Here is a 25,912-nt window from a genome sequence, read left to right on the forward strand (position 1 = left end):
CGCAAGCGACGGGAGCATGTAGCGGATTTTCGGTACTAGAGAGCTTGGCAACTATCGTTTTTCAAGCACATACCCTACGCCCCGAAGCGTATGTATCAGTTTGGTCTCGAAAGGGTCATCTATCTTGGCTCTGAGTCTTCGAATCGACACCTCTACAACGTTTGTGTCGCAGTCAAAATTCATATCCCAAACCTGCGAAATAATTTGGGTGCGGCTCAGCACCACACCGGTATTACGCATCAGGTAATGCAGTAACGCGAATTCTTTCGTGGTCAGGTCAATGCGCTGACCGTCCCTGAATGCCCTGTGCCGGCTCTGATCAAGCTCCAGGTCAGCGACGCGAATGACCTCTACGGATGCAGGGTGATCTGACCTGCGCATCAAGGCGCGAACCCGGGCCAGCAGCTCAGGGAACTCAAATGGCTTGATCAGGTAGTCATCTGCTCCGTTCTCCAGCCCCCGGACCTTATCCGCCAGCCGGCTTCTCGCCGTCAGCATCATGATACGGGAAGGGCAGTTTTTACGACGCAACAACTCAAGGACCTGCCAACCGTCCATCTCTGGCAGATTTATATCCAGGATAATCAGCTCATATTCGTGCTGCTTAGCCAAGAATAATCCATCTGACCCGGTGTGGACGCAATCTACGACATAGCCACATTCCGTCAGACCTTGACGCACATACTCCGCAGTTTTTACTTCATCCTCAATTACCAGAATTCGCATGGGATTTTGTCTCGATATCACTGAGCAATTAACCGCGCACGCGCGCCGGCATTATTGAAAGGGATGGTAAATCAAAATGAGCGTGCCGGGGCTCAAATGACGGATTTGTAATTTCTAGGTAATACAGTTGATAGTCTGGCGGTATATCTTGTCGCGGTTTGGGTTTGACAGTTGCGGGCCCTCTCTCCAGCAGGTGATTTGACCTTATGAAGTATTGGGTTATTTTCTTCTTTGTGCTGGCTTCGTTCCGCTCAGATGACGGCGAGGTCGCTCACATTGAAGAGACTGGTCATTGGTGTAGTCATGAACTTCACCGGCATGCGATGCGTACAATCGAACGCCTACTTGAATTTTAGGCAAAAAAAGGCGCCCAATGGGCGCCAAATATCCACCTTTTACCAAAGGAGCACTTAAGCCACTCAAGGTGAATTCGTAATGCTCGTTTTACTAATAGGACCAGTTAATGAATAACTGGTCCAGTTAGCGAATTACAGAATCGAAAGCGGGTACTCAATGATCACACGGGTTTCATCCAGATCCGATTCGAATGCAGTGGCACGTGTGGTTGCCTGGCGCAACCGGAAGGACAGATCTTTTGCTGGACCGGTTTGGACAACGTATTTGACTTCGACGTCACGCTCCCAACGCTTCTGATTGTCGAGCGGGTTGCCGTTGTCATCAGTGCGCATGTAGAACTGGTTAGCGTTCGAGTAATCCGCGCCCGAGCCTCTGGCGTAGCGGGTCATGAACGTCAGGCCTGGAATGCCGTAGCTGGTGAAGTTCAGGTCATAGCGCAGCATCCAGGAACGCTCTTTCGGCGAGTTGAAGTCGCTGTACTGGATGGAGTTGTCGACGAAAATCGAGTCCGACTGACGCAGGTAGTCAAAATCGTCGTCGCCGTTGTTGCGCTGGTGCGACAGGGCTAGGGTATGGGCACCGTAACGCACGCCGACCTTGGCACTCCAGATGTTGTTGTCGAATTCACCCAGGCGCTTCTTACCTTCATCTACGGCTTTGTAGTAGTTGAAGCCACCGATCAGCGCCAGATCGTCGCTCAGCGGGTAAACCACGCTGGTGCCGGCGTAGTACTGATTCCAGACGTCTTTCAGCTGGCTGGCGTAGACGCTCACAGTCCAGTTGTCGTTGATCGAGTAGTCACCGCCACCGTAACCGATCCATGGCGAGTTGACCGGGCCGCCGTAGAACGTCACGAAGTTGTCGTTCAGGTTGCTTGAGACCGGCTGGCTCATCGCATGCAGACGACCACCCTGCAGGGTGAGGCCTTGGATGCTGGTGTTCTCAACGGTCACGCCGCGGAAGCTTTCTGGCAGCAGGCGAGAGTCGCCGGATGCAACGACCGGAGTCGATGGGAAAACATCACCTACTTTCACGATGGTATCGAACAAGCGGACTTTGGCTGCGCCGCCGACCTTGGTGTATTCGTCGCGAGCTTCGCCCTTGTTATCAACGGGTAGCACGTCGAAGGAGCTACGGCCGCCGTTGCGCCCATCACCGGTGTCGAGCTTGAGGCCGATCATGGCGAAGGCATCAACGCCAAAGCCAACGGTTCCCTGGGTAAACCCAGAGTTGAATTTGCTGATGATCGCGTGCGCCCAGGCTTCGGAGTAGCCGTTGGTGTTGCCCTTGCCACTGTTATAAGTGGGGGCAGTGCTGTCGCGGTTATCACGGTTGAAGTAGAAGTTACGGTTCAGCACTGTAAGGCTGCTGCCTTCAATGAAGCCTTCTGGCTTGTCTTCTGCCTGTGCCGAAATAGCATAGCTTCCAGACAGCGCAGAAACTGCCGCCAAATACAGTGGTACTTTGATTTTCATCCGATGCTCCTTTGATTCACGGCAGTTTTTATTATGTTTACCGGCGCGGGTGTCGTTAATTGTTCTGACCAGGCGGCGCGCCTAGCGTAGCGCGAGCTCATATTTGCAGGCCGAAGATAACGGGGGGGTGATAGGAAAATTACAATTTCGTCATCTACCTGTTGTTCGGGCCTTCGCACCGCGTGTTTGCCATCTCCGTTGCTTGTAACGAAATCATCGTGTCGGGTTTGGTTTCCCAGTATTTTCGGGCATTACAGGACATTCTTACGGAATTGTAATTTTCTAGCCACCCCTCTGATAGCTACCGCTCATTAGAGTGCCATCACCTAATCAAGTGGGGCTTGGCAGCTGTTTCGGCGTTCTCGCCAAGCTTTATCGAAGTTTGTGCACGAGGACCATCAAAGTGCCCCGGTATAACCGCAATGTCTTACCCAAGACCCCCGTCTCGCCCTGGAAGATCGCTGCACTCTGTGCAGTCATCTCTGGGTTGATGGCGCCTGCAGCCCTTGCCCAAAGCATCAGCTTGCCCCAGGCGCTTTCGACGGCCATGGATGCCAACCCAGACCTGGCCGCGGCCAGGCAAGAAATTGGGATCGCTGATGGTGCTCGCAAGCAGGCCGGGCTTATCCCCAACCCCACAATCTCGTATGACGTGGTAGACACCCGTCGTAACACCAGCCAGACGACTGTCTCTCTCAGCCAGACCCTTGAGCTGGGCGGTAAGCGGGGGGCTCGTGTTGACGTCGCCACATACGGGCAGACCGCCGCACAGCTTGAGTTAGACCGTCGCGTTAACGGCCTGCGTGCAGATGTCGTCCAAGCCTTTTACGCCGCGTTGCGGGCCCAGACAGGTCTCGACCTGGCCAAGCAATCTCTCGAACTGACTGAGCGCGGTCTTCGCATCGTCGATGGCCGTGTTCGCGCAGGTAAGTCGTCCCCAGTGGAGGCGACCCGCGCTCAAGTGCAACTGGCCGAAGCCCAGCTGCAAGTTCGACGTGCAGAAACGGAAAAAGCGACCGCTTACCAACAGCTCGCTCAAATTACCGGGAGCTCAGTCACCGTGTTTGATCGACTCGAATCGCCAACCCTCTCCCCGGGCTTGCCACCTCGCACTGAAGATCTGCTGGCTAAGCTCGACCAAACAGCAGAAATGCGTCAGGCCGTGGTGCAGATAGACAAGAGCGATGCCTCGCTCGGCTCAGAGAAAGCTCAGCGTATCCCGAACCTTACTGTCAGTGTAGGTAGCCAGTACGACCGCTCTGTGCGCGAGCGGGTCAACACTGTGGGCCTGTCTATGCCTTTGCCGCTGTTCGATCGTAACCAGGGCAACATTCTTTCCGCTTCTCGTCGTGCAGATCAGGCCCGGGACCAGCGCAATGCTGTTGAGCTGCGCCTGCGCACCGAAACCCAAACCGCGTTGAACCAATGGTCCACCGCCATGCAGGAGGTCGAGTCCTACGACAAGACCATTCTGCCTTCAGCCCAACAAGCCGTAGAGACCGCAACCCGCGGCTTCGAGATGGGCAAATTCGGTTTCATCGAAGTGCTGGATGCCCAGCGCACCTTGATCGTCGCTCGTGGCCAATACCTCGAATCGTTGGCAGCGGCGACCAATGCGCGTGCGCAGGTGGAAAGGGTTTATGGCGAAGTCGGCTCAACCGCCGGCACTCGCTGAACGGGCCAAACATTTTCTTCGGCACACAGCCTTGAACAAGCCGGTGCCTACGATCAGCAGGAGTAGCAATGGATAACAAACGCAAGATCGCCCTCGCGGTAGCCGCTGTGGCAGCCCTCGGATTTGGCAGCCTTGCCTGGAACAACAGTTCCGGACAGCAGGCCGCCAGTACTGCCGAGCATGGCGCTAACGATGGCCATGGCGACGAAAAGAAAGCCGCATCTGCCGCCAAAGAGGAAGGTGATGAGGGCCATGGTGAAGAAGGCCACAGCGAAGAGGGCGGTGAAGAAGAGGGCAAGCTGACGCTCAGCGCTGAACAGATCAAGGCCGCTGGTGTTGCCCTGGAAGCTGCAGCGCCTCGTGACCTCGGTACCGTCGTGAGCTTCCCTGGCGAAATTCGCTTCGACGAAGATCGTACTGCCCACGTGGTTCCTCGTGTTCCTGGCGTTGTTGAGGCTGTCCAGGCCAACCTGGGCGAGACGGTCAAGAAAGGGCAAGTCCTCGCGGTAATCGCCAGCCAGCAGATCTCTGACCTGCGCAGCGAACAACAGGCCGCACAGCGTCGCGTCGAACTGGCGCGTGTGACCTTCGAACGTGAGAAGCAACTGTGGCAGGACAAGATCTCTGCAGAGCAAGACTACCTCCAAGCACGCCAAGCGCTGCAAGAAGCGGAGATCTCCTTGGCCAACGCCAAGCAGAAGGTCGGCGCAATCGGTGCCTCGGTTAACTCCGTTGGCGGTAATCGTTACGAGCTCCGCGCTCCCTTCGACGCCGTGGTAGTGGAGAAACACCTGACCGTCGGCGAAGTCGTCAGCGAGGCGACCAACGCCTTCATCCTTTCCGACCTGAATCAGGTCTGGGCGACCTTCGCAGTTCCGCCGACAGATCTGGGCAAGGTCACGACTGGCCGTGCAGTGAAAGTCTCTTCGCCTGACATGAACGTCGAGGTCGAAGGGAAGGTGGGTTATGTCGGCAGCCTGCTGGGCGAGCAAAACCGTGCAGCTACTGTCCGCGTCACCTTGACCAACCCCAACGGCGCCTGGCGTCCAGGCCTGTTCGTAAACATTGCGGTCACCTCCCAGACCGATCGAGTTGCCGTAGCGGTCCCTGAGCACGCTGTGCAGACCGTTGAAGACAAACCTTCGGTATTCGTACGCACCCCAGATGGCTTTGACACCCGCCCGGTAAAACTGGGTCGCCGCGACAATGGGTACGTGGAAATCATCGACGGTATTGAAGCCGGCGCCCAGGTAGCAACCAGTGGCAGCTTCACACTCAAGTCCGAGCTCGGCAAAGCTTCTGCCGAACACGGTCACTGATGCGAACTGACAGGATGATTTCTCATGTTTGAACGTATCATCAGATTCGCCATCGAGCAGCGCATCGTAGTAATGATCGCCGTTCTGATCATGGCGGGTATCGGTATCTACAGCTATCAAAAGCTGCCCATCGATGCGGTACCCGATATCACCAACGTCCAGGTGCAGATCAACACTGCAGCGCCTGGTTACTCGCCCTTGGAAACCGAACAACGGATCACGTTTCCAGTTGAAACGGCCATGGCCGGTCTCCCGGGCCTTCAGCAGACCCGTTCCCTGTCTCGCTCTGGCCTGTCTCAGGTCACCGTGATCTTCAAGGATGGCACTGACATCTTCTTTGCCCGCCAGTTGATCAACGAGCGGCTGCAGGTTGCGAAGGAACAGCTGCCAGAAGGTGTAGAGGCCGTCATGGGTCCGGTATCTACCGGCCTCGGCGAGATCTTCCTGTGGACTGTTGAAGCCGAAGATGGCGCGGTCAAAGAGGACGGTACGCCGTACACCCCGACCGACCTGCGCGTGATCCAGGACTGGATCATCAAGCCTCAGCTGCGTAACGTCCCGGGTGTGGCCGAGATCAATACCATCGGCGGTTATGCCAAGCAGTTCCTGGTTGCGCCGGATCCAAAGCGCCTGGCTACCTACAAGCTGACACTCAATGACCTGGTCGCAGCGTTGGAAAGTAACAACGCCAACGTCGGTGCCGGCTACATCGAGCGTAATGGTGAACAGTTGCTCATCCGTGCACCGGGTCAGGTAGGCAATATCGAAGACATCGCCAACATCGTGATCACCAGTGTGGATGGTGCACCGATTCGCATCAGCAGCGTTGCTGACGTCAGCATCGGTAAAGAGCTCCGTACAGGTGCTGCTACTGAGAACGGCCGCGAAGTCGTGCTCGGTACCGTGTTCATGCTGATTGGTGAAAACAGCCGCACCGTATCTCAAGCTGTCGCCGCCAAATTGGCGGACATCAACCGCACCCTGCCAAAGGGCGTGGTGGCTGTGACTGTTTACGACCGTACCAACCTGGTTGAAAAAGCCATCGCGACGGTGAAGAAGAACCTGGTGGAAGGCGCGATCCTGGTTATCGCCATTCTGTTCCTGTTCCTCGGCAACATCCGTGCGGCTCTGATCACCGCGATGGTGATTCCGCTGTCCATGCTGTTCACCTTCACAGGCATGTTCAACAACAAGGTCAGTGCCAACTTAATGAGTTTGGGGGCACTCGACTTCGGCATCATCGTCGACGGTGCCGTGGTTATTGTAGAAAACGCGATCCGTCGACTGGCTCATGCGCAACATAAGCATGGCCGCATGCTCACCAAAACCGAACGCTTCCACGAGGTCTTTGCCGCGGCGCGAGAAGCTCGCCGGCCGCTGATCTTCGGTCAGCTGATCATCATGGTGGTGTACCTGCCGATCTTCGCCCTCACCGGCGTCGAAGGCAAAATGTTCCACCCGATGGCCTTCACCGTTGTGATGGCGCTGCTGGGTGCAATGGTCCTGTCCGTTACCTTTGTTCCTGCAGCTATTGCCATGTTCGTCACTGGCAAGGTGAAGGAAGAGGAAGGCGTGGTCATGCGCACAGCTCGACTGCGCTATGAACCGGTTCTGCAATGGGTGCTGGGACATCGGAACATCGCTTTCTCGGCCGCAGTAGCCTTGGTCGTGCTCAGTGGTTTGCTGGCAAGTCGTATGGGTAGCGAGTTCATCCCAAGCCTCAGTGAGGGTGACTTTGCGATGCAGGCCATGCGTGTGCCTGGAACGAGCCTCACTCAATCTGTCGAGATGCAGCAGCGTCTGGAGAAAGCGGTGATTGCGCAGGTGCCTGAAGTTGAGCGGATGTTCGCACGCTCGGGTACCGCAGAAATTGCATCTGACCCGATGCCGCCGAACGCCTCTGACGCCTACATCATGCTCAAGCCTCAGGATCAGTGGCCTAACCCGAAGAAGCCTCGTGATGAGCTGATTGCTGAAGTGCAGAAGGCCGCAGCGGGTGTTCCAGGAAGCAACTACGAGTTGTCGCAGCCAATCCAACTGCGTTTCAACGAGCTGATTTCGGGCGTGCGTAGTGACGTCGCTGTGAAAGTCTTCGGCGATGACATGGACGTGCTCAACAACACCGCCAACAAGATCGCGGCAGCGCTCAAAGCGGTCCCGGGCTCATCGGAAGTGAAAGTTGAGCAGACATCCGGCCTGCCGGTGCTGACCATCAACATTGACCGCGAAAAAGCAGCACGCTACGGCCTGAACATCGCGGATGTTCAGAACTCGATCGCTATCGCCGTGGGTGGCCGTCAGGCCGGCACGCTGTATGAGGGCGACCGTCGGTTCGACATGGTAGTACGCCTACCAGAGACCGTTCGCACCGACGTAGCGGGTATGTCCAGCTTGCTGATCCCGGTACCTGCCAATGCGGCACAGGGTGCCAATCAGATCGGCTTCATCCCGCTGTCCCAGGTCGCCAATCTGGACCTGCAACTGGGCCCGAACCAAATCAGCCGCGAGAACGGCAAACGTCTGGTTATCGTCAGCGCCAACGTTCGAGGCCGCGATCTGGGGTCCTTCGTTGAGGAGGCGACCGCATCGCTGGACAAGAAGGTGCAAATCCCTGCGGGCTACTGGACGACTTGGGGGGGCCAGTTCGAGCAGCTGCAGTCGGCTGCCAAACGCCTGCAGATCGTTGTTCCAGTCGCCTTGCTGCTGGTCATGACCTTGTTGTTCCTGATGTTCAACAACCTGAAGGACGGCATGCTGGTCTTCACCGGTATTCCATTCGCACTCACCGGTGGTGTTGTGGCGTTGTGGCTGCGGGACATCCCACTGTCGATCTCGGCAGGTGTCGGCTTCATTGCACTGTCCGGCGTTGCAGTACTGAACGGCCTGGTGATGATTGCCTTCATCCGCGGGCTAAGGGAGGAGGGACGAACGCTCAGACAGGCAGTCGATGAAGGTGCATTGACCCGTCTGCGACCTGTTCTGATGACAGCCTTGGTAGCGTCCCTGGGCTTCATCCCGATGGCTTTGGCCACCGGCACCGGTGCCGAAGTTCAGCGGCCATTGGCGACGGTGGTGATTGGCGGGATCCTGTCCTCCACCGCACTGACCTTGCTGGTACTGCCTGCCCTGTATCACTGGGCACACCGCAAGGATGAAGACGGCGACGAGGCCGAAGTGGTTAGCTAACAGCCTCCGCTAAAGAGAAGCCCACAACACGTGTTGTGGGCTTTTTTGTTTAAAGTGAAGTAGATGCACTTACCTTTCAAAATTGTAAGTTTCTCGTCATGCCGGTGATGCCTATGCATTGCTAAGGTTACGCCCGAGAAGTTTTGAAATTGAGAGGGTTTTATGAAAAAGCTAATTATCGCTGCTGCACTTGTTGTTTTCTCGGTGGCTTCGCAGGCCAACACTTTCTCCGAGAGCAAGCAGCTTCAATACACCAAGGAACACCAGACCGCAGTGGCCAAGTACGCGGAGAAAAATGGCAAGCCAATGCCAGAGATTCAGGATTACAAATATGGCATGAAGATAGACGTTGCGAAATTCGTACGTCAGTCGCAGGACCCCCGTACCTGCCAGGTCTATCCACGGTTGATGACCTTCGAGGACTCCCAGGGCACGCTCAAGACTGTTCGTTACTCGATGTATTCGCAATGCATCAACAACAAGTAGTAAACGATTTGAACAGAACAATTAGAGAATTCATAAATGCCAGGCAGTGCCTGGCATTTTTTATTACGCCCGATACCCCATAGCTTCGAAATGTTAACGCCTGGGCTCGGGCAAACCGTGCAATAGATCTTAGCCAACCAACAGAGACGGCTCCCCAACTGCAGAGGGCAATTGGAAGCCTTGACCCCAGAAGGGACGAGTTATGAAGAGTTTGCTTGAACGCCCTGATGACCAAGCCGGGCATGAAGGTCATAGCCATGAGCATGGCGGCATTTTTGGAATGAACACAGAGCTGATTTTCGCGCTGATCTGTGGTGCTCTCCTGGGTGCCGGAGCTCTCGCAGGAAAACTTGGCCTGATTGATCGTCTGCCTCTGATTCTGTACGTGTCGGCCTACGTGTTCGGTGGATGGTTCACCACTAAGGAAGCGGTTACCAACATCCGTCAGAAACGCTTCGAGATCGACTCGCTGATGCTTCTCGCCGCAGTCGGTGCCGCGAGCATCGGCGCCTGGGCGGAGGGGGCTCTGCTGCTGTTCCTGTTCAGTCTGGGGCATTCCCTTGAAAGCTACGCGATGGGGCGGGCCAAGAAAGCGATTGAGGCACTGTCCAAGCTCGCACCAGCCACCGCGATCGTACGCAGAGCAAATGGCACGGTGGAGATGCCCGTGGAGCTGCTGGTTCCCGGTGACGTTGTCATCGTGCGCCCCAATGACCGCCTGCCGGCCGATGGTTTTGTAGTCGTAGGCTCCTCAAGTATCAACCAGGCGCCAGTAACCGGTGAGAGCGTCCCCGTGGACAAGCAACCTGTTCCTGATGCCGAACTCGCACGCAGCAAGCCAGATGCAGTGGATGCAGCCTCGAAAGTCTTCGCCGGTACCATCAATGGCGAAACGCTCATCGAGGTTGAGGTAACACGGCGCTCTACGGAGAGTACCTTGGCGCGGGTCATCAAGATGGTCAGTGAAGCCGAAGTCAGGAAGTCACCGACCCAGCGATTCACGGACCGCTTCCAACGCATATTCGTCCCGTTGGTTTTACTGCTGGTAGTCGGGCTGCTATTTGCCGGCATTTTCCTTGACGAGCCGTTCCGTGACTCGTTCTACCGGGCGATGGCCGTACTGGTTGCAGCCAGCCCCTGCGCGCTCGCGATCGCTACACCAAGCGCCATTCTCTCTGGCATCGCCAGGGCAGCCCGAGGTGGCGTGCTGATCAAGGGCGGTGCGCCACTTGAAGAGCTTGGATCATTGAATGCCATGGCATTCGACAAGACCGGTACCCTGACCGAAGGGCGCCCACGTATCACCGATGTAATACCCATAGGCGGCACGCAGATCGAGGATCTGCTAAACGTCGCCATCGCTGTGGAGTCGATGAGCGACCATCCGCTGGCTGCGGCAATTGTGCGTGACGGTGAAGAGATGATTGGCACACGGCGCCGATTCCAAGCCAAGAACATGAGCAACATGATTGGCCGCGGCGTGCGTGCTGAGCTTGATGGGCAGTTCGTCTGGATTGGCAAGGTCGAGATGTTCGGTACCAATGGTATTCCCGCACTCAGCAAGGCAGCCCTGGAGGCTGCGGAGCGTCTACGTCAGTCAGGCCGTACCACCATGGTGGTACGGCGTGCTGACAAGGATCTGGGCGCTATCGGGCTATTGGACACACCCCGGGAGGGGGCCAAAGAGGCACTCCAGAAGCTTAGAGAGATGGGCATCGAACGCATGGTCATGATTTCTGGAGACCACAACCGCGTTGCAGAGGCTGTAGCCAAACAAGTTGGCTTAGATGAAGCGTGGGGAGACCTGATGCCGGAAGACAAGGTCAAGGCCATCAAAAACCTGCGCCTTAGCGCCAAGGTGGCCATGGTGGGTGACGGCGTCAATGATGCCCCTGCCATGGCCAGTTCGAGCGTTGGTATCGCAATGGGGGCTGCTGGATCTGATGTTGCCCTGGAAACGGCTGATATCGCGCTTATGGCTGACGACATCAGGCAACTCCCATTTGCGGTGGGGCTGAGCCGTCACACGCGATCGATCATCCACCAGAATCTGTTCGTCAGCTTGGGGATTGTGGCCATCCTGGTTCCGTCCACCATCATGGGCTTGAGCATTGGTGCCGCTGTTGCGATCCATGAGGGCTCCACACTGTTGGTCGTCTTCAACGCCTTGCGCCTGTTGGCCTACCGCAGAAGCACCTGATCCCTGAGCTTCAATCATGAAGCTAAGCAGGGAAATGACCTGAAGTAGAAGTACGGGTCGTGCGCGATCAGCGCACGACCCGTACTTTTCTCTCACTCGTCGATCCCGATGCGCTTGAGGCTTTCAAGGGCCTTTCCGCACTCAGGTGAGCCATGCCGTAAGCCGCAGGCCAATGCAGCTTTGAGGCTCATGACACCGGCTACGAAACCGACTTGATTGCCGACTCCGTGTCCGTCCGCAAATCCCTGATCATACGCAATCTCGACAAGCGCATTGATCGCCGCCAGGGTGTCCTGTTTGTTTTTACTCTTTTGCATATCTACTCCGCGAGCATTCAGCTCATATCGCTCGGTTAGGTGGCGGCGCCTTCAGGTTTGGGGTGAGCGAATCCCGCTCCCATAGCCAATCCCTAACGGGGGGCTCAGCCCGCCACCGTAAGGAAAATCAGCTATTGAGAGCAGATGACTCGTTTTGGTCACCCGTGCTGCTCGCCTCACCGCATTGGCACTGAGTGGGTACATCCGGGTAGTCGCTGTGATTCTCAATGAACAGCGTTCGGCAGGTTTCGCACCCATAGATCCGGGGCAGGGATTTAAGGCCGCTCGGAAGCACGTCACTCAGAGGCTCGTTATGCCAAGGAGCCCCGTCAAGGATTCTTGAACGCAGGATGTTTCCCAGGCGCCAGGTGTCACTTTGTGCGCGCCAGGACCACATCGGCGCAGAAAGCGAATACTGGATGAAGGTCTCTTGTGACTGCCTGGATAGCGGGTACTTGGGGCGGGTCCAGCCGGAATCGATGATGCTGAAACCCATGCCCATTTCTGCGCTCGGGTGGGTCTTTTCACCAAAGAAACGGTCATGCGTCGCTGGAGCCGTCGCATGATGGTCAGTCGGTGGGAATACCCACAGATAACACTCATCCCGGTTGACCATGCTGATGAGCTCGCTTGGCCCCCGCATGGGGGAATTTGCAGCCAGGGCGAAGCGATCCTTCCACGACATTTTGGGAGGCGGCGCAATACCAGCAGCGATGGCCAACGTGGCAGTCTTGGGGACGAAGCGATCGCCTAGCTCGTTCAGATCCAGGTTCTTGCAGAGAGCCTTGAAGGCCTTTTTGCGAGTCTTCGAGCTGAAGGAGGGGTCAAGGAGCAGGCGAACCTGGTTCACGCCGATTCCCGCAGTTCGTAGCACCTCAATGACTTCTTCAGCCACACCGACTGCTTGAAGATCGGTCAATCCTAAGCACGTTTTCGCCCGCTCGACCGCCGCGTAGAGGTTGTACTGCCGTGTCTCGTTGTCACGACAGACCTGAATTGGCAGCTTGTCTTGGATGGCAACTTGCGGTGCAACGGAGCCGATGGCCGCGTGGAACAGCTGGTGGAGGTGCAGATGAGAGTACGGGCGGCCAGAAGCCGAGAACGAGGCGTGCAGCTGAGCAGCGAGAGGTTGAAGCAGCTTTTTTGCAGACATGACTATCCCCTAATGAGCGACGTTGGGGTAGCTGCGCTTGTAGGGCCGTTAGACGCGAAGCTGGACGTCGAATCAGGTTCAATCATGAATAGGAGTCAGGTTTGATTTGCTTGCACGGCCACCATGCAAAGCCCGACGCGGCAATCACATCAGATTCGCCGAGCTTTGGCAAGAGCGGTCATCGGTAAGCGAAAGCAGGTAGGAGGAGGGCGCTCCATGCTTGATCACCTCCAGAAACAGGAAAGCCGGAAGCACGTTGAGCGCTTCCGGCTTTCTCACGTCAGACTGATGAGAGGGATCAGAAGACGTATTGCAGGCGGGTCACGATGGCATTGCCGCTGTCGTCGCCCACGGTGTTCTCGTTGTTGTCGGTGCGCACGTTGATGTAGTTGGCACTGACTTTCACCGCCTCGTTGACGTACCAGTTCACACCCACCGTGTGGCTCTTGGCCTTGCGCTCGTTCGATTGGTCCGCCGCGGTGACCAGGTTGCCGTCTTCGACCTTGATATCGTCAAAGCGGTAGAAGACTTCCCAGGCCCCCAGTTCCTTGTTCTCTGGTTTGATAGTGTCGAACTTGGCACCATCGAGCTTGTAGATACGCGGCTCGCCGGTCAGGGTGTAAGCCATCTGGGCGTAGTAACCGGAGGCCTTCATGTCGTTGTTGGCCTGGTCAGCTTTCAGCTTGCGGCGAAGGTATTCCGCTTGAACCGAGAACGGGCCGGTGGCCCAGGCACCTTCGAGACCCCAGACCGAGTCGTCCTTCCACAGGCCATCTTGTGCAGCAGCACCGCCAAACAGCATGCGGTTGCCGTTGGTGCCGGCATCGCCGCCGCCATTGGTATCTACACCGCGGACGCCCAGACGCGAACGAATCCGGGTATCGACCGCACTGTTTTTGAGGTCGCGGTAAGCGTACTGAGCACCGACGTGCAGGACGTTGCCATCACTGTGCAGCGGTGCGAACACGCCACGTACGTTGTAGCGCTTGGTGCTGTCGCCATCCGAGTTGTTATTGGTTTCGCTGAAAACGCTACCGGAAACATAAGCCATGTCAGCGATGGTGCTGGTGGCTTGAACACCCATGCCGGCGTTGTCGTTGATCCAGTCCGCCAGGTCGTACGAGAGGTTCCGCTCCATGGCGGTGGTCCACTTCGAACTGGTGGCTTTCTCAAGACCGAAGTCGGTGTAGAAACGGCCAAAGCGCAGTTGCACCGGCTTGAAACCCGTGTAGGTCAGGCTGGCTTCGTCGAAGTAGCCGTCGGAGTCGTTGCCCGTGTTGCGGGAAAGGTCGTAGTTGAGCTGATACTTCCAGTCGCGGTACAGCACGCCACCGAGCTCAAGGTAGGCGCGACGGAAGTAGCCTGCGTCAGCGGTATCGCCATTCTTGGTGAAGACACCATCGAAACGGCCGTAGTCGGCCTGAACTCGGCCGCCCAGTTTGAAACTGAATTCCTTGTCAGAAGTCGATACTTCAAGACCGCCCTTGGTCTTCAGAACGATGTCAGCTCCGTCAGTGGTTACTGTTCCGGAGAATGCTTGCGAGGAAAATGTGCCTATTATTGCGGCAGCCAACAGCTTTTCCCGCATGTTCGAAGAACGGATCATTGCTTGCCTCTCGTATGTTAAGTGCTTAGCTACCGACGTTATATTTCGCCCTGCGCCGGCCTAAATTTATCTTGCAGATGGGAGCAGGCCACGGTTGTCACCCGCTGTAACAAGATGCCTTTGTTCTAAGCACTCTGACTAGGTTGCAAGCGAATATGACAGTTGTGTTTCTGTAGTGTTAACGGAGGAGTTTGAAACCTAACAAAACTGTTACCGAACAAGCCAGTCCTTCTTATCAAAGAAGCTCTTCTTGATCAATCTTCGAATTTCCAAAACCTGCGGATTGCGGACAAGCTTCGTTTTGATAACAAGATAGACATCTTTCTCCTCCAGGTCGTCCAGGAAACCCGGCACGGGTAGGATATTTCTCTCCAGTTTTCGGCTGTAGTCGGGCAGCACTCCAATACACGCACCGCCAACGACAAGGCCTCGTGATAGGTTGTAGCTCTTGACCCGAGTGGTACCGCCCTGATGCTCAGCCATTATCGATGCCCACTTTCGTGAGCCCGCCAAGATCTCTTCATCCCAAGGGACAACGAGCATGAAGTTGTGCAAATCCAAGCTCTCCACTGGAAGGGTGACGCTTCTTGAATAGCGGCTGGAAATGAACAGGGCGTGCCCAATCCGGCCAAGCCTTTCAAACCTATACGTAGGATGGCGATCAAGCGCGCCTTTATCATCTGGGCTCACCAAAGCGATACCCACATCGACTTCACACTCAGAAAGCATCTGCGTTGTGCATTCTGAATGGATTTCCAGCTGCATTTCGGCATGATCACGCACGTAGGCGACTAGATCGCGGTTTACGATGTCGTTCAGCACTGGCTCTGTGATCGCGATGGTAAGCCTGGGGACTTCCTTTTCACCGGACTTGCCAAGGCCGTCTGGGCCGAAGAGCTGGCACAGGTAATGGCTGACCCTCTCGCCTGTGCGGGTCAGGGCAAGCTTGTTGTGTTTGTAGACAAACACGGGAGCACCAATGTGCTCTTCCAGTTTCTCCAAGCGTTTCCGCAGGCCTACCACTGGCACATTGAGCCCTCGGGCAGCCTGTTTGAAACTGGCACAACGTGCTGTTGCGAAAAACTCTACGGCCAGCTGATCATCAATTGGCAAATCATCCAATATGTCAGGGCTGTAAGGAACAACGCTGCTTGTATATGTTTCATTTTGTGTAACCATTAGGTCCCCCTTAATTCGGGGAATCTATCTCAATGCCACCCGGTGTTTCCTTATCTTGTCAACATTGTAATCCACGGGTCATGCATGCGTTATCGGAAGGCTTTTATTTCGAAAGCGTAATTTTCAGGCAATCCCTCTGATATTGTAGCGTGCTAGCCTAGTGCGCCGACTTGTTACTTACCATATATAGATTCGGCTAATTACGCATTTACATTTAGTTCACTATTTTTTCACCTTTGCCTCCATAGGCTTTGGGCATGGAAAATCAAACCCCACCTCTTACTACCTTACTGATTCGTTATCTGGGGATCGGCTTCATAGCAACGGGAGTCCATTATGCGGTGTTCCTATTGCTGGTTACGACAGAATTCGTTACTCCGTTACTGGCCAGTATCTGTGGCGGCATGGTTGGCGCAATCGCGAGCTTCATTGGAAATAGGGCGCTCTGTTTTGTGGCAGATGGCTCTCGTAAGTTTCAGCCTGTCAGGTTTGCACTGGTCGCGTTAACCACAAACTTCGGCAATGGCGTGGGTATGTGGTTCCTCATCAAGTCGAATCTGTCACCGCTCATCTCCCAAGTCGTAGTGACCTTAAGCCTCACTGCACTTGGATTCATTGCACATCGTTTTTGGACATTCAATCATGCAGACATTACATCGCTTTCCCGAGCGCCCTGATCCCTTGTTAACCATCGTGGTCCCTTGCTTCCAGGAAGAGGAAACCATCCCCGAGTTCCACCAGCGAATCACCCGCGTGGTGAAGCGCTTACCCGTCTCCTGCGAAATCCTCTATGTCGACGACGGCAGTAATGACCGGACGGCCGACATTCTTCGCCACTATCAGGATGGGTCATCTGTACGTTGCCTGTCCCTGAGTCGCAACTTCGGCAAAGAGGCTGCACTGAGCGCCGGGATAGACCATGCCCGTGGCAGTGCGCTGATCTTCATTGATGTCGACCTGCAGGATCCACCAGAGCTCATCGCGGCCATGGTGGACTACTGGCAACGCGGCTACGACGTGGTGAACATGCAGCGCAACCTGAGAATCGGTGATTCGTGGTTCAAGCGCATGAGTGCCCGGGCTTACTACTGGGTCATGCAGCGCCTGGTGGAGAAGGTGGACATGCCGGCCGATGTCAGCGATTTCCGATTGATTGGGCCTGCGCCGCTGGCAGCCCTGCGGGCCCTGGATGAACGCTCCAGGATTCTCAAAGGCATGATCGGCTGGGTAGGCTTTCGTACCATCGAACTGCCCTACAATCGCACTGTTCGCCATGCCGGGAGCACCAAATGGAATGCAGCTGGCCTGTTCAATCTGGCCATCGAGAGCATCGTCAGCTTCTCTCGCAAACCACTGCGCATTTTCAGCCTCATCAGTTTCGGTCTTTTCGTCTCCAGCATCTGCTACATGCTTGCGTCGCTTGTGGCAGGCAGTTTCGACATCCATCACCTGATCGTCGGAATGGCTTCATTCATGTGCGTCGGTGTCGCCATGGTGGGGGAGTACCTGGGCGTGACACTCGCGGAAGTGAAGCGCCGGCCTCTCTATTTCCTGAAGCACAGCAACAAGGCAGATCCCGTGTCACTCCACCCTTCGATGGCTTCGATCGAGGGTAAGAAATGCTGAACCTGAAGAACGAGAGGACGCTGTGGTGGGTCCTGGGTTCGATTTTGCTATTGCGTTTGGTGGGGCTGGGCATCTACCCGCTGATGGACACATCTGAGGCCCGTTACGCTGAAATGGCTCGCAAGATGGTCGAGTTGAATGACTGGATCACGCCCATGTTCGACTACGGGGTACCGTTCTGGGGCAAGCCTCCGTTGTCCTTCTGGACCCAGGCCGCGAGCATGACGGTCTTCGGCGTTAACGAGTTCGCTGCGCGCTTCCCAGCGTGGCTACTCCACCTGGCAAGCTGTTTCATCATCATCAAACTCGGCACGCAGCAGATTTCTCGTAACGCCGGCATCTGGGCTGCCATTATTTTTTCCAGCACCACACTTGGCCTGGTCTCCAGCGGTGTTGTGCTGACTGACCCTGTTTTGTCGTTCTCGATTCTGCTGGCCAGCTACGGTTTCTGGCGTTGGATGAAGTGCGCCAGCAAGGCGGATGCCTACCTGATGTTCGCAGGTCTCGGGCTGGGCTTGCTTGCCAAAGGGCCGCTGACCCTGGTGCTTATGGGGGCGCCGGCATTCGCCTGGTTCGTTATCTACAAGGAATGGGGACGGGTACTGAGGCTTCCCTGGATTAGCGGCCTTGTACTCATGTTCGGTATATCCGTGCCATGGTATGTCGCGGCCGAGATGAAAACGCCCGGCTTCATGGAGTACTTCTTCGTTGGTGAGCACTGGAGCCGCTACGTCGTCAGTAACTGGGCAGGGGACCTCTATGGTAGTGCTCATGCCAAGCCGTACGGCAGCATCTGGATCCAGCTCGGATTGTCGCTACTGCCATGGGCCTTGTTTCTACCACTGTTGATCCGCAAGCGTGGATCGATGCAGCGCTTCAAAGCCTACCTCTGGCTGTGGGCCTTGGCGACACCGGTCTTCTTCACATTTGCAGGCAACATTCTGTGGACCTACCTGCTACCCGCGCTGCCAGCGTGGGCATTGCTGCTGTCTGCACGGGTCAGCGAAGTTGGCCCGAAGACCACCTGGGCTGCCGCTGCGAGCGCATTGGTGTTGCCAATCATCGGTGCGGGCATCATCTACGCCGGGGTACTAGAGGAGCGCCCTCAGAATCAGCGGGATGTGGTTCAAGCCTGGCTCAATGTGCAGTCTGCTCATTCCGCTCCCCTGATCTATCCTGGCCGCCGCTCATACTCGTCGGAGTTTTACAGCAGCGGGAAGTCCGAGAACATCAAGGATCCTGCCAAGTGGCCGCGGGATGGCTCGTTCTATCTGTCCAGGCGCTTGCGAGACAGCAAGGATGGTCTGCCCGCTGATCTAGCTTGCACATCGATCACCGAAGCGAACGCCAGCCAGCTCCTGCTGTGCCATTGGAAACGCCCCGCACAAGGTGCCGAGGGTCTGGCCGGAGAAAGCAATGCGGAAACGCCTCGCAAGAACGAAGGCTAAATTCCAAGCACAAAAAAGCCAGGTTTTACCCTGGCTTTTTTGTCGATTTCTTTCGTCATTTGAAGTCCTATTTAACCGCCGATTAATTGTCGGCTTGTTCCTTACCATCCTTGCTTTCTTTCTTTTGCTCTTGAGCGACTTGTTGTTTGTTCTGGTCCGAAGAGTCATCGCTCCATAGGCGAGCCTGTTCGGTTCGGAAGTTCTCGTTGAACTGTTTCGTTCGCTCGAAGCCGCCTTCAGCGTAAGCGGTACCCATGAGACCCAGCAGCAGGCTGCCAATAGCGATAGATTTGACAAATTTCATTGTGAACCTCGGTTCATACTAGGCCAACCTGATTAGCGGCCTTTGTTGGTTTGTAGTTTAGGAACGCGAAGCTAACGACAAGGTGAGTCAATAATTACAATTCCGTAATTTTGGCTGCAGATAGGATGCGTTAAATCTTCAAATCTGGAAGGATCATGTCTATCTCGGCACTGTCGAGGGCGACTTCGAATTTTCTCTTAAATTACAATTTTGATATCTAGCGCGTTAATTCAGCGCGGCGTTGTTGGCCGCCCTAGGAGATAGCCATGAATGACATAGAGCCCTGGGCAGTTGCTATCGGTGACTTTCGCCGCTGCACTGAAAAACTCACTGTCCAGCTCGATGAGCTGACCTCGCAGACGCGCACCTCCAGCGCTGTTCTGGAGAGGTCGAACGAACTGGTGGAGCAGGTGGACGCTGTCGGCCGGCAGATTCAGGAGGAGGTGCGAAAGGCGGAGAAGGCTTGGTCGAACGCGGAGGAGGTTGCCTTGCGCGCCGCTGCATCAGCGTATTCAGCTGCATGCCGCGGAGTCGACACCGCCATCCAGCCACTGATCTCGGAGCTTACAGCAGCGACAAAGGCGGCGGACGCCTCTATCCAGGAGCTCAAGCGGGCACCGGTGCTGGCCAAGCGTTATGTGATGGTGGTCGCCACGGCGTTCTTCATTCTGGCGCTGATCTGTGTCTACTCGACCATGCGCCTGATCGATGCCGCCGGCAGCGTAAGTGCTCAAGAGAAAGTGAATGCTCAGTACTTCTCACACCTGTGGAAAAACGCCAATCCTGACGAACAGAAGATTATTAAGTCGGTGATTCTGCGGTCGCCCATGGACCCTGTGGTCCTTCGGCACTGATGCATTGAGGCAAACAAAAGGCCCGTCGATTGACGGGCCTAATCGTGTCTGCGCAATTTAAGCGGCGGTCATTGCCGGCTGCATTTGCTGGGCTTCCGGAAAGTGAAGGTGGAACCAGGTGAAGTTTTCTTCGGTCACCTCCACGCTCGCCGATCCCTGGTGCAGACTCATGATCGACTGCACAATGGCCAAGCCAAGACCGGTACCGCCTTCGCTCCGTGCTCGGCTCTTGTCCACACGGTAGAACCGCTCAAACAAGTGCGCGTGGTGTTCCTTGGCAATACCACGGCCGGGGTTGCCGACACTCAACGTCGTACCGCTCGCACTATGCTGCACCTTAACGTAGACCGTGCGGCCGCGAGGGCAGTAACGGATCGCGTTCGAGACCAGATTCGAGACGGCACGTTGAACCATCAGGCGATTCCCGCGCACCACGTCATCACTGCCGGAGATCTGCAGCTGAATCTCGCCTTCTTCTGCTGAAATGCTGAAGAGCTCGCACACTCGCTGAACCTCGTCGACCAAGGAGACGGATTCGAACTCCACCATTGATGCTGGATGACTGACCTGGGCCAAGAACAGCATGTCGGAAACCATGCGGCTCATGCGGTCCAGCTCTTCTGTGCACGACTCCAGAACCTCCCGGTACTCGGAAAGCGATCGTTCTCTGGTCAAGGCAACCTGGGCCTTGCCCATCAGGTTGGAAAGCGGTGCTCGAAGTTCGTGAGCAAGGTCGTCAGAAAACTGCGAGAGCTGCTGAACCCCATCATCCAGGCGAGCCAGCATGATGTTGATGCCGTCGGCGAGCATTTTGAGTTCTGCCGGCATCCCATCAGTTGGAAGGCGATGGTCGAGGCTCTCGGTTGAGATTTTCGAGGCGATCTTGAGGAACTTGGTCAGTGGTAGCAGGCCTCTGCGCACAGTCCACCAGCCAATGGCCAAGATCAGTGCGAGGATGACGGGGGACATCATCAAGGCCCAGGTCAGCAACGCATCGAGCAGCGCCTCACTGGATGACTGGTCCATGGTCATATAGACGCTGACCTCTGTTCCATCGCCCAAACGCATGATTCGAGAAGCACTCAGCAGAGGACGGTCCTGCGTATCACGCCATTCGTGCTCTTTGGGCTGGGCCGCCGGCTGAAACTTGTGCACCTCCAGATTGACCTGTTTCGAGCCAATCGAGAGCAGGGGAGTCTGATTCTGTGAGGTATCGAATATGCTCACATACAGGTTGTTGTGGCCCATGACCAAATCGACAAGCTGATGCGCATCCGCGTTGACGCCGGAGATGTCCGGGATGGTGGACAGGTTGTGAGCCATCCCCGCCATCTTTACTTCCAGGTCTGCTCTGGCATTTCTTTCCAGAGCCTTGCCTACCATCAGATAGCCAAAGGTGGCGAACAGAAGCAGCAACGCTGCGCTCATCAACCCAACTTTTAACCCCAGCTTTGCAGCCAGGCTGAATGGCCTCATGCGCGTTCCTCAAAAACGTACCCAACGCCACGAAGCGTGTGAATGAGCTTGGTTTCAAACGGGTCATCGATCTTCGAGCGCAAGCGCCGGATGGCTACATCGATGACATTGGTGTCGCAATCGAAATTCATATCCCAGACCAACGAGATGATCTGAGAGCGAGTCAGCGCTTCGCCCGTTCGGCTCATGAGCAGGTGCAGAAGCGCAAATTCCTTGGTGGTGAGATCGATGCGTGTGCCACCGCGGAAGACGCGATGGCGGACGGAGTCGAGTTCCAGATCGGCAATTTTCAGCGAGCTCTTCTCGACTAACTCATCACCACGGCGTTGCAGCGAACGGATGCGAGCAAGCAGCTCAGGGAATTCGAATGGCTTCACAAGGTAGTCATCCGCGCCGCCGTCCAAGCCCTTGAGCTTGTCATTGATGCGTCCGCGGGCGGTCAGCATGATGATGCGGACCCGGCTGGTCTTACGGATGGTTTCCAGCAGGTCCCAGCCGTCGATACCCGGGAGGTTCACGTCCAGGAGGACCAACGAATAGACATTAGTGTTGAACAAGTGCAGAGCATCTACACCGTTGTGCACGATATCTACGACATACCCGCTTTCGGATAGGCCCTGCTGAAGATATTCGGCAGTTTTAATTTCGTCTTCCACAACTAGAACGCGCATAACTTATCTCAAGGTGTGAGGAAGGAGTTGGCCTAATCCGCCAAGATTATGGTTGCAGGCTGTTCGAAAGTTTGGCTGAGGGTATGGCATGTGGTAGTCGCTACCTCTGTCCATACGCCGGGTCACCTGAGGACGCTTGAATCTTAACGCGAAGAAGCTGGCCGCGGCGAAATCCTACAAATTTGTAATGTAGCCGCAAGATTTCTGACAGTCATGCAGGCTCCACCCCTAAGCATAGCGGATTCTGGGGCCTGCGGCGGTGTATGACAGATTCGCCTGGCAGGTGGAATCGGCCAGGACAGGCAGCATTTCGGTCGTTAGCTTGCAAGGACTGGTACTGGCCTTGGATCGAGGGCGCCACGCAGGCAGACCCCATGCACGGCCGCAAACCGCAGCGCCTTTCTGCAAATTAGTTCACGTGGCGGCTCGATATTCTCTCGAATAATTATCTTACAATCTATTACATGTCCAAATTGTAATTGCCCGATCATCTTGGTGTTAGCCTCCTTTGCTAGTTTAAGGGCAGCGGAAGAGGCATCGCTGCTTTGGAAATTGTCTCATTTCAAAGCAGCTTGGCAAGAGCACCGAGCAGTTGTTCGCGCCAGTGCATTCACCTGTAAACCATACGCTCCTTTGGTAGGTGAATTTTAGCGCCCCCCTACGGGCGCTTTTTTATTAAGGGACTTCTTATGAACACTACTGTATCAGCGATCGCCGTGTTTTTGCTCTTTACATCACTAACAGCCAATGCCCAAAGCGGTATGGAGATCAATAAACGCATCGAGCGTACTGCTAGAGAGGCTACAGCGGATTATGCTCAACGCGTAAAAAAGCCCATGCCTCAACTAGAAGACTACGCCTATGGCATGGACCTGGACGTTGGTAAGTTGGTGTATGTATCACCCAGTGTGCGGTACTGCGGTAATGTAAGAAGCATGATGACCTACGAAGACTCGAAAGGCGAACTGCACATGGTTCGCTACCTGGTGAAGGGCGAGTGTGTTAATAGCCGTTAAGACTCATCAAGATGATCCCTGCGGCCACCGGATCATAGAAGCTCAATGCCGAACCGGCGCAGCAGTATGGCGAAGCCTCCGAAGCTGGCCATTGTGATGAGGATGCTGCTGATCAGTGTCGGCCAAAAGCCGAGCTTAGGTAGCAGCAATGGAAAAGCAATAAACATCGGTAGGGTCGGAAGCACGTACCAGAACGTGTACCAAGCATGGTTGGAGATCTTCTCCATGCTCTGGTTCTCTAAATAGAGCCAGACCAACGTCACGACCGTGACCAAGGGTAGGGCGGCGACCAAGCCGCCCAGCTTGTCGCTGCGTTTCGCCAGCTCTGACACGAGAATCACTATACCGGCAGTGAGTAGGTACTTCGTGATGATCCAGGCCATCGCTGAGCCTTCTGGAGGTTGTTGACGAGGGCAGGCGAAGCCATTCACCAACCCCCTTGAAGCGCTCCTGCCGTTTACGGCATCCCTCACCGCATTTTTTTTGCAACATCACCCTCAGCCAGGAGGGTGATGTGTTTGCATGGTGTTTACCGATCGGTCAGTGCGAGGGTGAGGGAACGCTCTCGTGGAAAGCTGCCCGCTCGATCTGGATGGTGCAGTGATGGATTTCGAATGCATCGCTGACAGCATCCACGACGGCCGCCAACACAGCATCCCCATCTGCAGAATCCCGAACCACTACGTGCGACGTCATCACGTTACTGCCACTGCTGACAGCCCACACGTGCAAGTCATGAACGTCCGTCACGCCATCTACTCCGAGGATGGTGGCCTCGATTGCCGTAACGTCGAGCCCCCTCGGGACACCCTCCATGAGGATCCCCAGGCTTTCGCGAAGCAACTGCCACGTCCGCGGCAGAACCCAAAGGCCGATCGCCACAGCGACAATCGTGTCGACCCAGGTCCAGCCGGTGAAGCGGATGATAAGTGCCGCGATGATTACGCCAAGCGAGCCGAGCATGTCGCTCCAAACTTCGAGGTAGGCTCCTTTGACGTTGAGGCTTTCGTTGCTCGCAGATGCCAGAAGGCGCATCGAAATTAGGTTGATGATCAGGCCGGCGATTGCGATCCACATCATCGCTCCGGTAGCGATCTCCGCCGGCATGAAGAAGCGCTGGTAGGCCTCATACAAGATGTACATCGCCACCAGGAAGAGCAGCACGGCGTTGAACGTCGAAGCCAGAATTTCCAGGCGCGCATAGCCGAAGGTTCTTTTCTGATCCGCCGGCCGCTTGGCTATCTGAAGTGCAATCAGTGAGATCGCCAAGGCGGCAGTATCTGTGAACATGTGAGATGCGTCCGACAGCAGCGCCAGGCTGCCGGTAATCCACGCACCGATCACTTCTGCAATCATGAAGCTGCCAGTCAAGCCGAGCGCCATGATTAGCTTCTTCTGATGCCCCTCGCGTACTGCAGCGCTGCCATGGTCATGATTTGAACCCACGTATTTCTCCTTGCGCAGGGTTGTGGTCTCGTTGGCCTTCCTGTCTACCTAGCCTTAGAGCGTCGCTTGGCCACAGTGACTGCAAAATCTTGCTCCTGCACTCAGCAGCGAGCCGCAGGCGGTGCAACCACTCGATAGCGGTGTTCCGCAGTTTAGACAAAAGCGTGCTGACGGATCGTTGGCCGTCCGGCACTGCCTGCAGCCCTGCAGATCTTTGATGGGGGCAGGAGTGGGAGGGCGCCCGCCGTCATACACCTGATTACCGCCGTCGCAGCCCTGCTGCCGGCCATGGCGATCATATTGCTCGGCCCCATGTCCCCCGCTGTGGTGCTTGCCTCCACCGTGGTTTCCACGGCCATGGTGCCCGCCCAGGATGTTTTTGAAAAAGCTCATGGTATTCGCCCCTCATTGATGGGTGACATATTAACGAGCAAAAGTTGAAAATAATATTCTGCTCGCGAGAAAGACTTGTAAGTTGAATTGAAAGTTCAAAATTAGCCTACGACAAAACGAAACCGTTTTGTTTGTGAAATTAAATTTATCTAGCTGAGCGGAGCATTGCTTTTGGTGGGTAGTATCCCCCTAATTTTGATCATAGCGTGATCAATGACAATCAAAACAGCAGTAATTGGATTTCTGTCAGCATTGTAATCCCGAGGTCATCGTGTCGTTATCAGGTCCCGGAAATAATGCGCTCAGCGAGATTCATTTCTCTTTTTATCCCTATGCCTCACACATACTAAGCGTCCCCAACGCCTAGGGGCCTAAGGCCTCTGACGCTCCGCACATTGCGCAATCGCTCAGCATCTGTCGACGGTTTGCCTTGTAGCTCCCGCTAACTCCATAGCTACCGCCATGGATAAGCAGCTTCCAGAGTTTGATAATGACACCTTCCAAATCCATTGTTCACACCCTGTTAAGCAAATGGATCTTTGCTATTCGCAATGCGCGGCAGAAAGGCATCAGTACTAATTTGCTAATCGGCCTGGTGACTTTTTGGTTACTGCTATTCGCGAACGCTGAGCTCTGGAACGTGCTCTGGAAGCTGGTATTCAAAACCGATGAAGTGAACTGGCAGCTAGCGGCTAGCCTCCCAGTCATAGTATTCGCATGGGTGTTTACCGTTCTGAGCTTGCTGTCATGGGGGCGGCTGGCCAAACCCATACTGTGCCTGGTACTGATCAGCGCGTCTTTTGCGAGTTACTTCATGAATGCCTACGGCATCGTGATCGATTACACAATGTTCACCAACGTTGTGGAGACCGACGTCGCTGAGGCAACCGAGCTGCTGAATTGGAAGCTTGAATCGCCCCTGGTTTCCTAGACACTCTCCAAGCTCAGAAAATAGCGTTTCTCATACTCTACTGGAGACAGCTGCATAGCACTGCTGTG

Annotated in this window: 22 protein-coding genes and 1 pseudogene; 11 read left to right on the plus strand and 12 right to left on the minus strand. The window is 55.5% G+C overall.

What is annotated here, in order from left to right; genetic code table 11:
- Positions 1-51 precede the first annotated feature (51 nt).
- Both CC207_RS05185 and CC207_RS05190 read right to left on the minus strand, forming a co-directional pair.
- Positions 52-726, minus strand: a complete 675-nt coding sequence (locus tag CC207_RS05185; RefSeq protein WP_003253420.1) for a heavy metal response regulator transcription factor — start codon at positions 724-726, stop codon at positions 52-54.
- 488 nt (positions 727-1,214) lie between these two features.
- Positions 1,215-2,558, minus strand: coding sequence for an OprD family porin (locus CC207_RS05190; protein WP_003253422.1), 1,344 nt, complete (start codon positions 2,556-2,558; stop codon positions 1,215-1,217).
- A 403-nt stretch (positions 2,559-2,961) separates the two neighbouring features.
- Here CC207_RS05190 and CC207_RS05195 point away from each other — a divergent pair, with 403 nt between their 5' ends.
- The 5 genes from CC207_RS05195 to CC207_RS05215 all read left to right on the plus strand — a co-directional run bounded on the left by CC207_RS05195 (position 2,962) and on the right by CC207_RS05215 (position 11,424).
- On the plus strand, positions 2,962-4,233 hold the full coding sequence (locus CC207_RS05195; protein WP_143496067.1) for a TolC family protein: 1,272 nt from the start codon (positions 2,962-2,964) through the stop codon (positions 4,231-4,233).
- Between the two features lie 68 nt (positions 4,234-4,301).
- Positions 4,302-5,552: an efflux RND transporter periplasmic adaptor subunit gene (locus CC207_RS05200; RefSeq protein WP_010951455.1), complete on the plus strand. Its 1,251-nt coding sequence runs from the start codon at positions 4,302-4,304 to the stop codon at positions 5,550-5,552.
- 24 nt (positions 5,553-5,576) lie between these two features.
- Entirely contained in the window at positions 5,577-8,738 is a 3,162-nt protein-coding gene (locus tag CC207_RS05205) for a CusA/CzcA family heavy metal efflux RND transporter (RefSeq protein WP_010951454.1), read from the plus strand.
- A gap of 162 nt (positions 8,739-8,900) precedes the next feature.
- The gene (locus CC207_RS05210) at positions 8,901-9,224 is read left to right on the plus strand and encodes a DUF2790 domain-containing protein (protein ID WP_003253432.1); all 324 of its coding nucleotides are present in this window, start codon (positions 8,901-8,903) and stop codon (positions 9,222-9,224) included.
- Positions 9,225-9,426: 202 nt separating this feature from the next.
- Entirely contained in the window at positions 9,427-11,424 is a 1,998-nt protein-coding gene (locus tag CC207_RS05215; RefSeq protein ID WP_010951452.1) for a heavy metal translocating P-type ATPase, read from the plus strand.
- Positions 11,425-11,516: 92 nt separating this feature from the next.
- On the opposite strand, the gene CC207_RS05220 is transcribed toward CC207_RS05215, so the two are convergent.
- The 4 genes from CC207_RS05220 to CC207_RS05235 form a co-directional block, all read right to left on the minus strand.
- Entirely contained in the window at positions 11,517-11,741 is a 225-nt protein-coding gene (locus tag CC207_RS05220) for a hypothetical protein (protein WP_010951451.1), read from the minus strand.
- Positions 11,742-11,868: 127 nt separating this feature from the next.
- The gene (locus CC207_RS05225; RefSeq protein WP_011953109.1) at positions 11,869-12,894 is read right to left on the minus strand and encodes a hypothetical protein; all 1,026 of its coding nucleotides are present in this window, start codon (positions 12,892-12,894) and stop codon (positions 11,869-11,871) included.
- Positions 12,895-13,192: 298 nt separating this feature from the next.
- Positions 13,193-14,500 carry an OprO/OprP family phosphate-selective porin gene (locus tag CC207_RS05230; protein ID WP_009395904.1) on the minus strand — a complete coding sequence of 436 codons (1,308 nt, stop codon included), beginning with the start codon at positions 14,498-14,500 and terminating at the stop codon, positions 13,193-13,195.
- A gap of 210 nt (positions 14,501-14,710) precedes the next feature.
- On the minus strand, positions 14,711-15,679 hold the full coding sequence (locus CC207_RS05235; RefSeq protein WP_011953108.1) for a LysR family transcriptional regulator: 969 nt from the start codon (positions 15,677-15,679) through the stop codon (positions 14,711-14,713).
- A 257-nt stretch (positions 15,680-15,936) separates the two neighbouring features.
- On the opposite strand from CC207_RS05235, the gene CC207_RS05240 reads away from it, so the two are divergent.
- Genes CC207_RS05240 through CC207_RS05250 form a run of 3 tightly spaced genes read left to right on the plus strand, consistent with a single transcriptional unit; the run spans position 15,937 to position 18,753 of the window.
- A complete protein-coding gene (locus tag CC207_RS05240) occupies positions 15,937-16,356 on the plus strand; it encodes a GtrA family protein (protein WP_010951446.1) in 420 nt (139 codons plus the stop codon).
- Positions 16,322-17,305: a glycosyltransferase family 2 protein gene (locus tag CC207_RS05245; RefSeq protein WP_010951445.1), complete on the plus strand. Its 984-nt coding sequence runs from the start codon at positions 16,322-16,324 to the stop codon at positions 17,303-17,305. The genes CC207_RS05240 and CC207_RS05245 overlap by 35 nt, the downstream gene beginning before the upstream one ends.
- Positions 17,299-18,753, plus strand: a complete 1,455-nt coding sequence (locus CC207_RS05250; protein ID WP_010951444.1) for a phospholipid carrier-dependent glycosyltransferase — start codon at positions 17,299-17,301, stop codon at positions 18,751-18,753. Before CC207_RS05245 ends, CC207_RS05250 begins: the two co-directional genes overlap by 7 nt.
- A gap of 82 nt (positions 18,754-18,835) precedes the next feature.
- On the opposite strand, the gene CC207_RS05255 is transcribed toward CC207_RS05250, so the two are convergent.
- Positions 18,836-19,057 (minus strand): hypothetical protein, encoded by a 222-nt coding sequence (locus CC207_RS05255; protein ID WP_010951443.1) that lies wholly within the window; start codon positions 19,055-19,057, stop codon positions 18,836-18,838.
- Between the two features lie 266 nt (positions 19,058-19,323).
- Here CC207_RS05255 and CC207_RS05260 point away from each other — a divergent pair, with 266 nt between their 5' ends.
- Positions 19,324-19,911: a hypothetical protein gene (locus CC207_RS05260; RefSeq protein ID WP_010951442.1), complete on the plus strand. Its 588-nt coding sequence runs from the start codon at positions 19,324-19,326 to the stop codon at positions 19,909-19,911.
- A 57-nt stretch (positions 19,912-19,968) separates the two neighbouring features.
- Here CC207_RS05260 and CC207_RS05265 read toward each other — a convergent pair whose 3' ends face one another.
- Both CC207_RS05265 and CC207_RS05270 read right to left on the minus strand, forming a co-directional pair.
- On the minus strand, positions 19,969-21,387 hold the full coding sequence (locus CC207_RS05265) for a heavy metal sensor histidine kinase (protein WP_011953107.1): 1,419 nt from the start codon (positions 21,385-21,387) through the stop codon (positions 19,969-19,971).
- The gene (locus CC207_RS05270; protein ID WP_003253457.1) at positions 21,384-22,058 is read right to left on the minus strand and encodes a heavy metal response regulator transcription factor; all 675 of its coding nucleotides are present in this window, start codon (positions 22,056-22,058) and stop codon (positions 21,384-21,386) included. The genes CC207_RS05265 and CC207_RS05270 overlap by 4 nt, the downstream gene beginning before the upstream one ends.
- Before the next feature lie 689 nt (positions 22,059-22,747).
- Between CC207_RS05270 and CC207_RS05275 the strand changes: the two genes are divergently transcribed.
- Positions 22,748-23,074, plus strand: coding sequence for a DUF2790 domain-containing protein (locus CC207_RS05275; RefSeq protein ID WP_011953106.1), 327 nt, complete (start codon positions 22,748-22,750; stop codon positions 23,072-23,074).
- Positions 23,075-23,106: 32 nt separating this feature from the next.
- On the opposite strand, the gene CC207_RS05280 is transcribed toward CC207_RS05275, so the two are convergent.
- The 3 genes from CC207_RS05280 to CC207_RS05290 all read right to left on the minus strand — a co-directional run bounded on the left by CC207_RS05280 (position 23,107) and on the right by CC207_RS05290 (position 24,913).
- Positions 23,107-23,457: a DUF3147 family protein gene (locus CC207_RS05280; protein WP_011953105.1), complete on the minus strand. Its 351-nt coding sequence runs from the start codon at positions 23,455-23,457 to the stop codon at positions 23,107-23,109.
- Positions 23,458-23,614: 157 nt separating this feature from the next.
- Positions 23,615-24,520, minus strand: a complete 906-nt coding sequence (locus CC207_RS05285) for a cation diffusion facilitator family transporter (RefSeq protein WP_010951438.1) — start codon at positions 24,518-24,520, stop codon at positions 23,615-23,617.
- A 54-nt stretch (positions 24,521-24,574) separates the two neighbouring features.
- Positions 24,575-24,913: a zinc ribbon domain-containing protein gene (locus CC207_RS05290; RefSeq protein ID WP_071890582.1), complete on the minus strand. Its 339-nt coding sequence runs from the start codon at positions 24,911-24,913 to the stop codon at positions 24,575-24,577.
- Between the two features lie 490 nt (positions 24,914-25,403).
- On the opposite strand from CC207_RS05290, the pseudogene CC207_RS05295 reads away from it, so the two are divergent.
- Positions 25,404-25,823, plus strand: a pseudogene (locus CC207_RS05295) (phosphoethanolamine transferase domain-containing protein); the annotation flags it as partial.
- Between the last annotated feature and the right edge of the window lie 89 nt (positions 25,824-25,912).

Origin of the sequence: Pseudomonas sp. DrBHI1, from assembly GCF_002205115.1 — a bacterium.
In the GTDB taxonomy this organism is placed as follows: Bacteria; Pseudomonadota; Gammaproteobacteria; order Pseudomonadales; family Pseudomonadaceae; genus Aquipseudomonas; species Aquipseudomonas mosselii.

What these genes read in the sequence shown, in the direction of transcription:
- CC207_RS05185 (WP_003253420.1), bottom strand. Translation starts at nt 726, where the DNA reads ATGCGAATTCTGGTAATTGAGGATGAAGTAAAAACTGCGGAGTATGTG.
- CC207_RS05190 (WP_003253422.1), bottom strand. Translation starts at nt 2,558, where the DNA reads ATGAAAATCAAAGTACCACTGTATTTGGCGGCAGTTTCTGCGCTGTCT.
- CC207_RS05200 (WP_010951455.1), top strand. Translation starts at nt 4,302, where the DNA reads ATGGATAACAAACGCAAGATCGCCCTCGCGGTAGCCGCTGTGGCAGCC.
- CC207_RS05205 (WP_010951454.1), top strand. Translation starts at nt 5,577, where the DNA reads ATGTTTGAACGTATCATCAGATTCGCCATCGAGCAGCGCATCGTAGTA.
- CC207_RS05210 (WP_003253432.1), top strand. Translation starts at nt 8,901, where the DNA reads ATGAAAAAGCTAATTATCGCTGCTGCACTTGTTGTTTTCTCGGTGGCT.
- CC207_RS05215 (WP_010951452.1), top strand. Translation starts at nt 9,427, where the DNA reads ATGAAGAGTTTGCTTGAACGCCCTGATGACCAAGCCGGGCATGAAGGT.
- CC207_RS05220 (WP_010951451.1), bottom strand. Translation starts at nt 11,741, where the DNA reads ATGCAAAAGAGTAAAAACAAACAGGACACCCTGGCGGCGATCAATGCG.
- CC207_RS05225 (WP_011953109.1), bottom strand. Translation starts at nt 12,894, where the DNA reads ATGTCTGCAAAAAAGCTGCTTCAACCTCTCGCTGCTCAGCTGCACGCC.
- CC207_RS05230 (WP_009395904.1), bottom strand. Translation starts at nt 14,500, where the DNA reads ATGATCCGTTCTTCGAACATGCGGGAAAAGCTGTTGGCTGCCGCAATA.
- CC207_RS05235 (WP_011953108.1), bottom strand. Translation starts at nt 15,679, where the DNA reads ATGGTTACACAAAATGAAACATATACAAGCAGCGTTGTTCCTTACAGC.
- CC207_RS05240 (WP_010951446.1), top strand. Translation starts at nt 15,937, where the DNA reads ATGGAAAATCAAACCCCACCTCTTACTACCTTACTGATTCGTTATCTG.
- CC207_RS05245 (WP_010951445.1), top strand. Translation starts at nt 16,322, where the DNA reads ATGCAGACATTACATCGCTTTCCCGAGCGCCCTGATCCCTTGTTAACC.
- CC207_RS05250 (WP_010951444.1), top strand. Translation starts at nt 17,299, where the DNA reads ATGCTGAACCTGAAGAACGAGAGGACGCTGTGGTGGGTCCTGGGTTCG.
- CC207_RS05255 (WP_010951443.1), bottom strand. Translation starts at nt 19,057, where the DNA reads ATGAAATTTGTCAAATCTATCGCTATTGGCAGCCTGCTGCTGGGTCTC.
- CC207_RS05260 (WP_010951442.1), top strand. Translation starts at nt 19,324, where the DNA reads ATGAATGACATAGAGCCCTGGGCAGTTGCTATCGGTGACTTTCGCCGC.
- CC207_RS05265 (WP_011953107.1), bottom strand. Translation starts at nt 21,387, where the DNA reads ATGAGGCCATTCAGCCTGGCTGCAAAGCTGGGGTTAAAAGTTGGGTTG.
- CC207_RS05270 (WP_003253457.1), bottom strand. Translation starts at nt 22,058, where the DNA reads ATGCGCGTTCTAGTTGTGGAAGACGAAATTAAAACTGCCGAATATCTT.
- CC207_RS05275 (WP_011953106.1), top strand. Translation starts at nt 22,748, where the DNA reads ATGAACACTACTGTATCAGCGATCGCCGTGTTTTTGCTCTTTACATCA.
- CC207_RS05280 (WP_011953105.1), bottom strand. Translation starts at nt 23,457, where the DNA reads ATGGCCTGGATCATCACGAAGTACCTACTCACTGCCGGTATAGTGATT.
- CC207_RS05290 (WP_071890582.1), bottom strand. Translation starts at nt 24,913, where the DNA reads ATGAGCTTTTTCAAAAACATCCTGGGCGGGCACCATGGCCGTGGAAAC.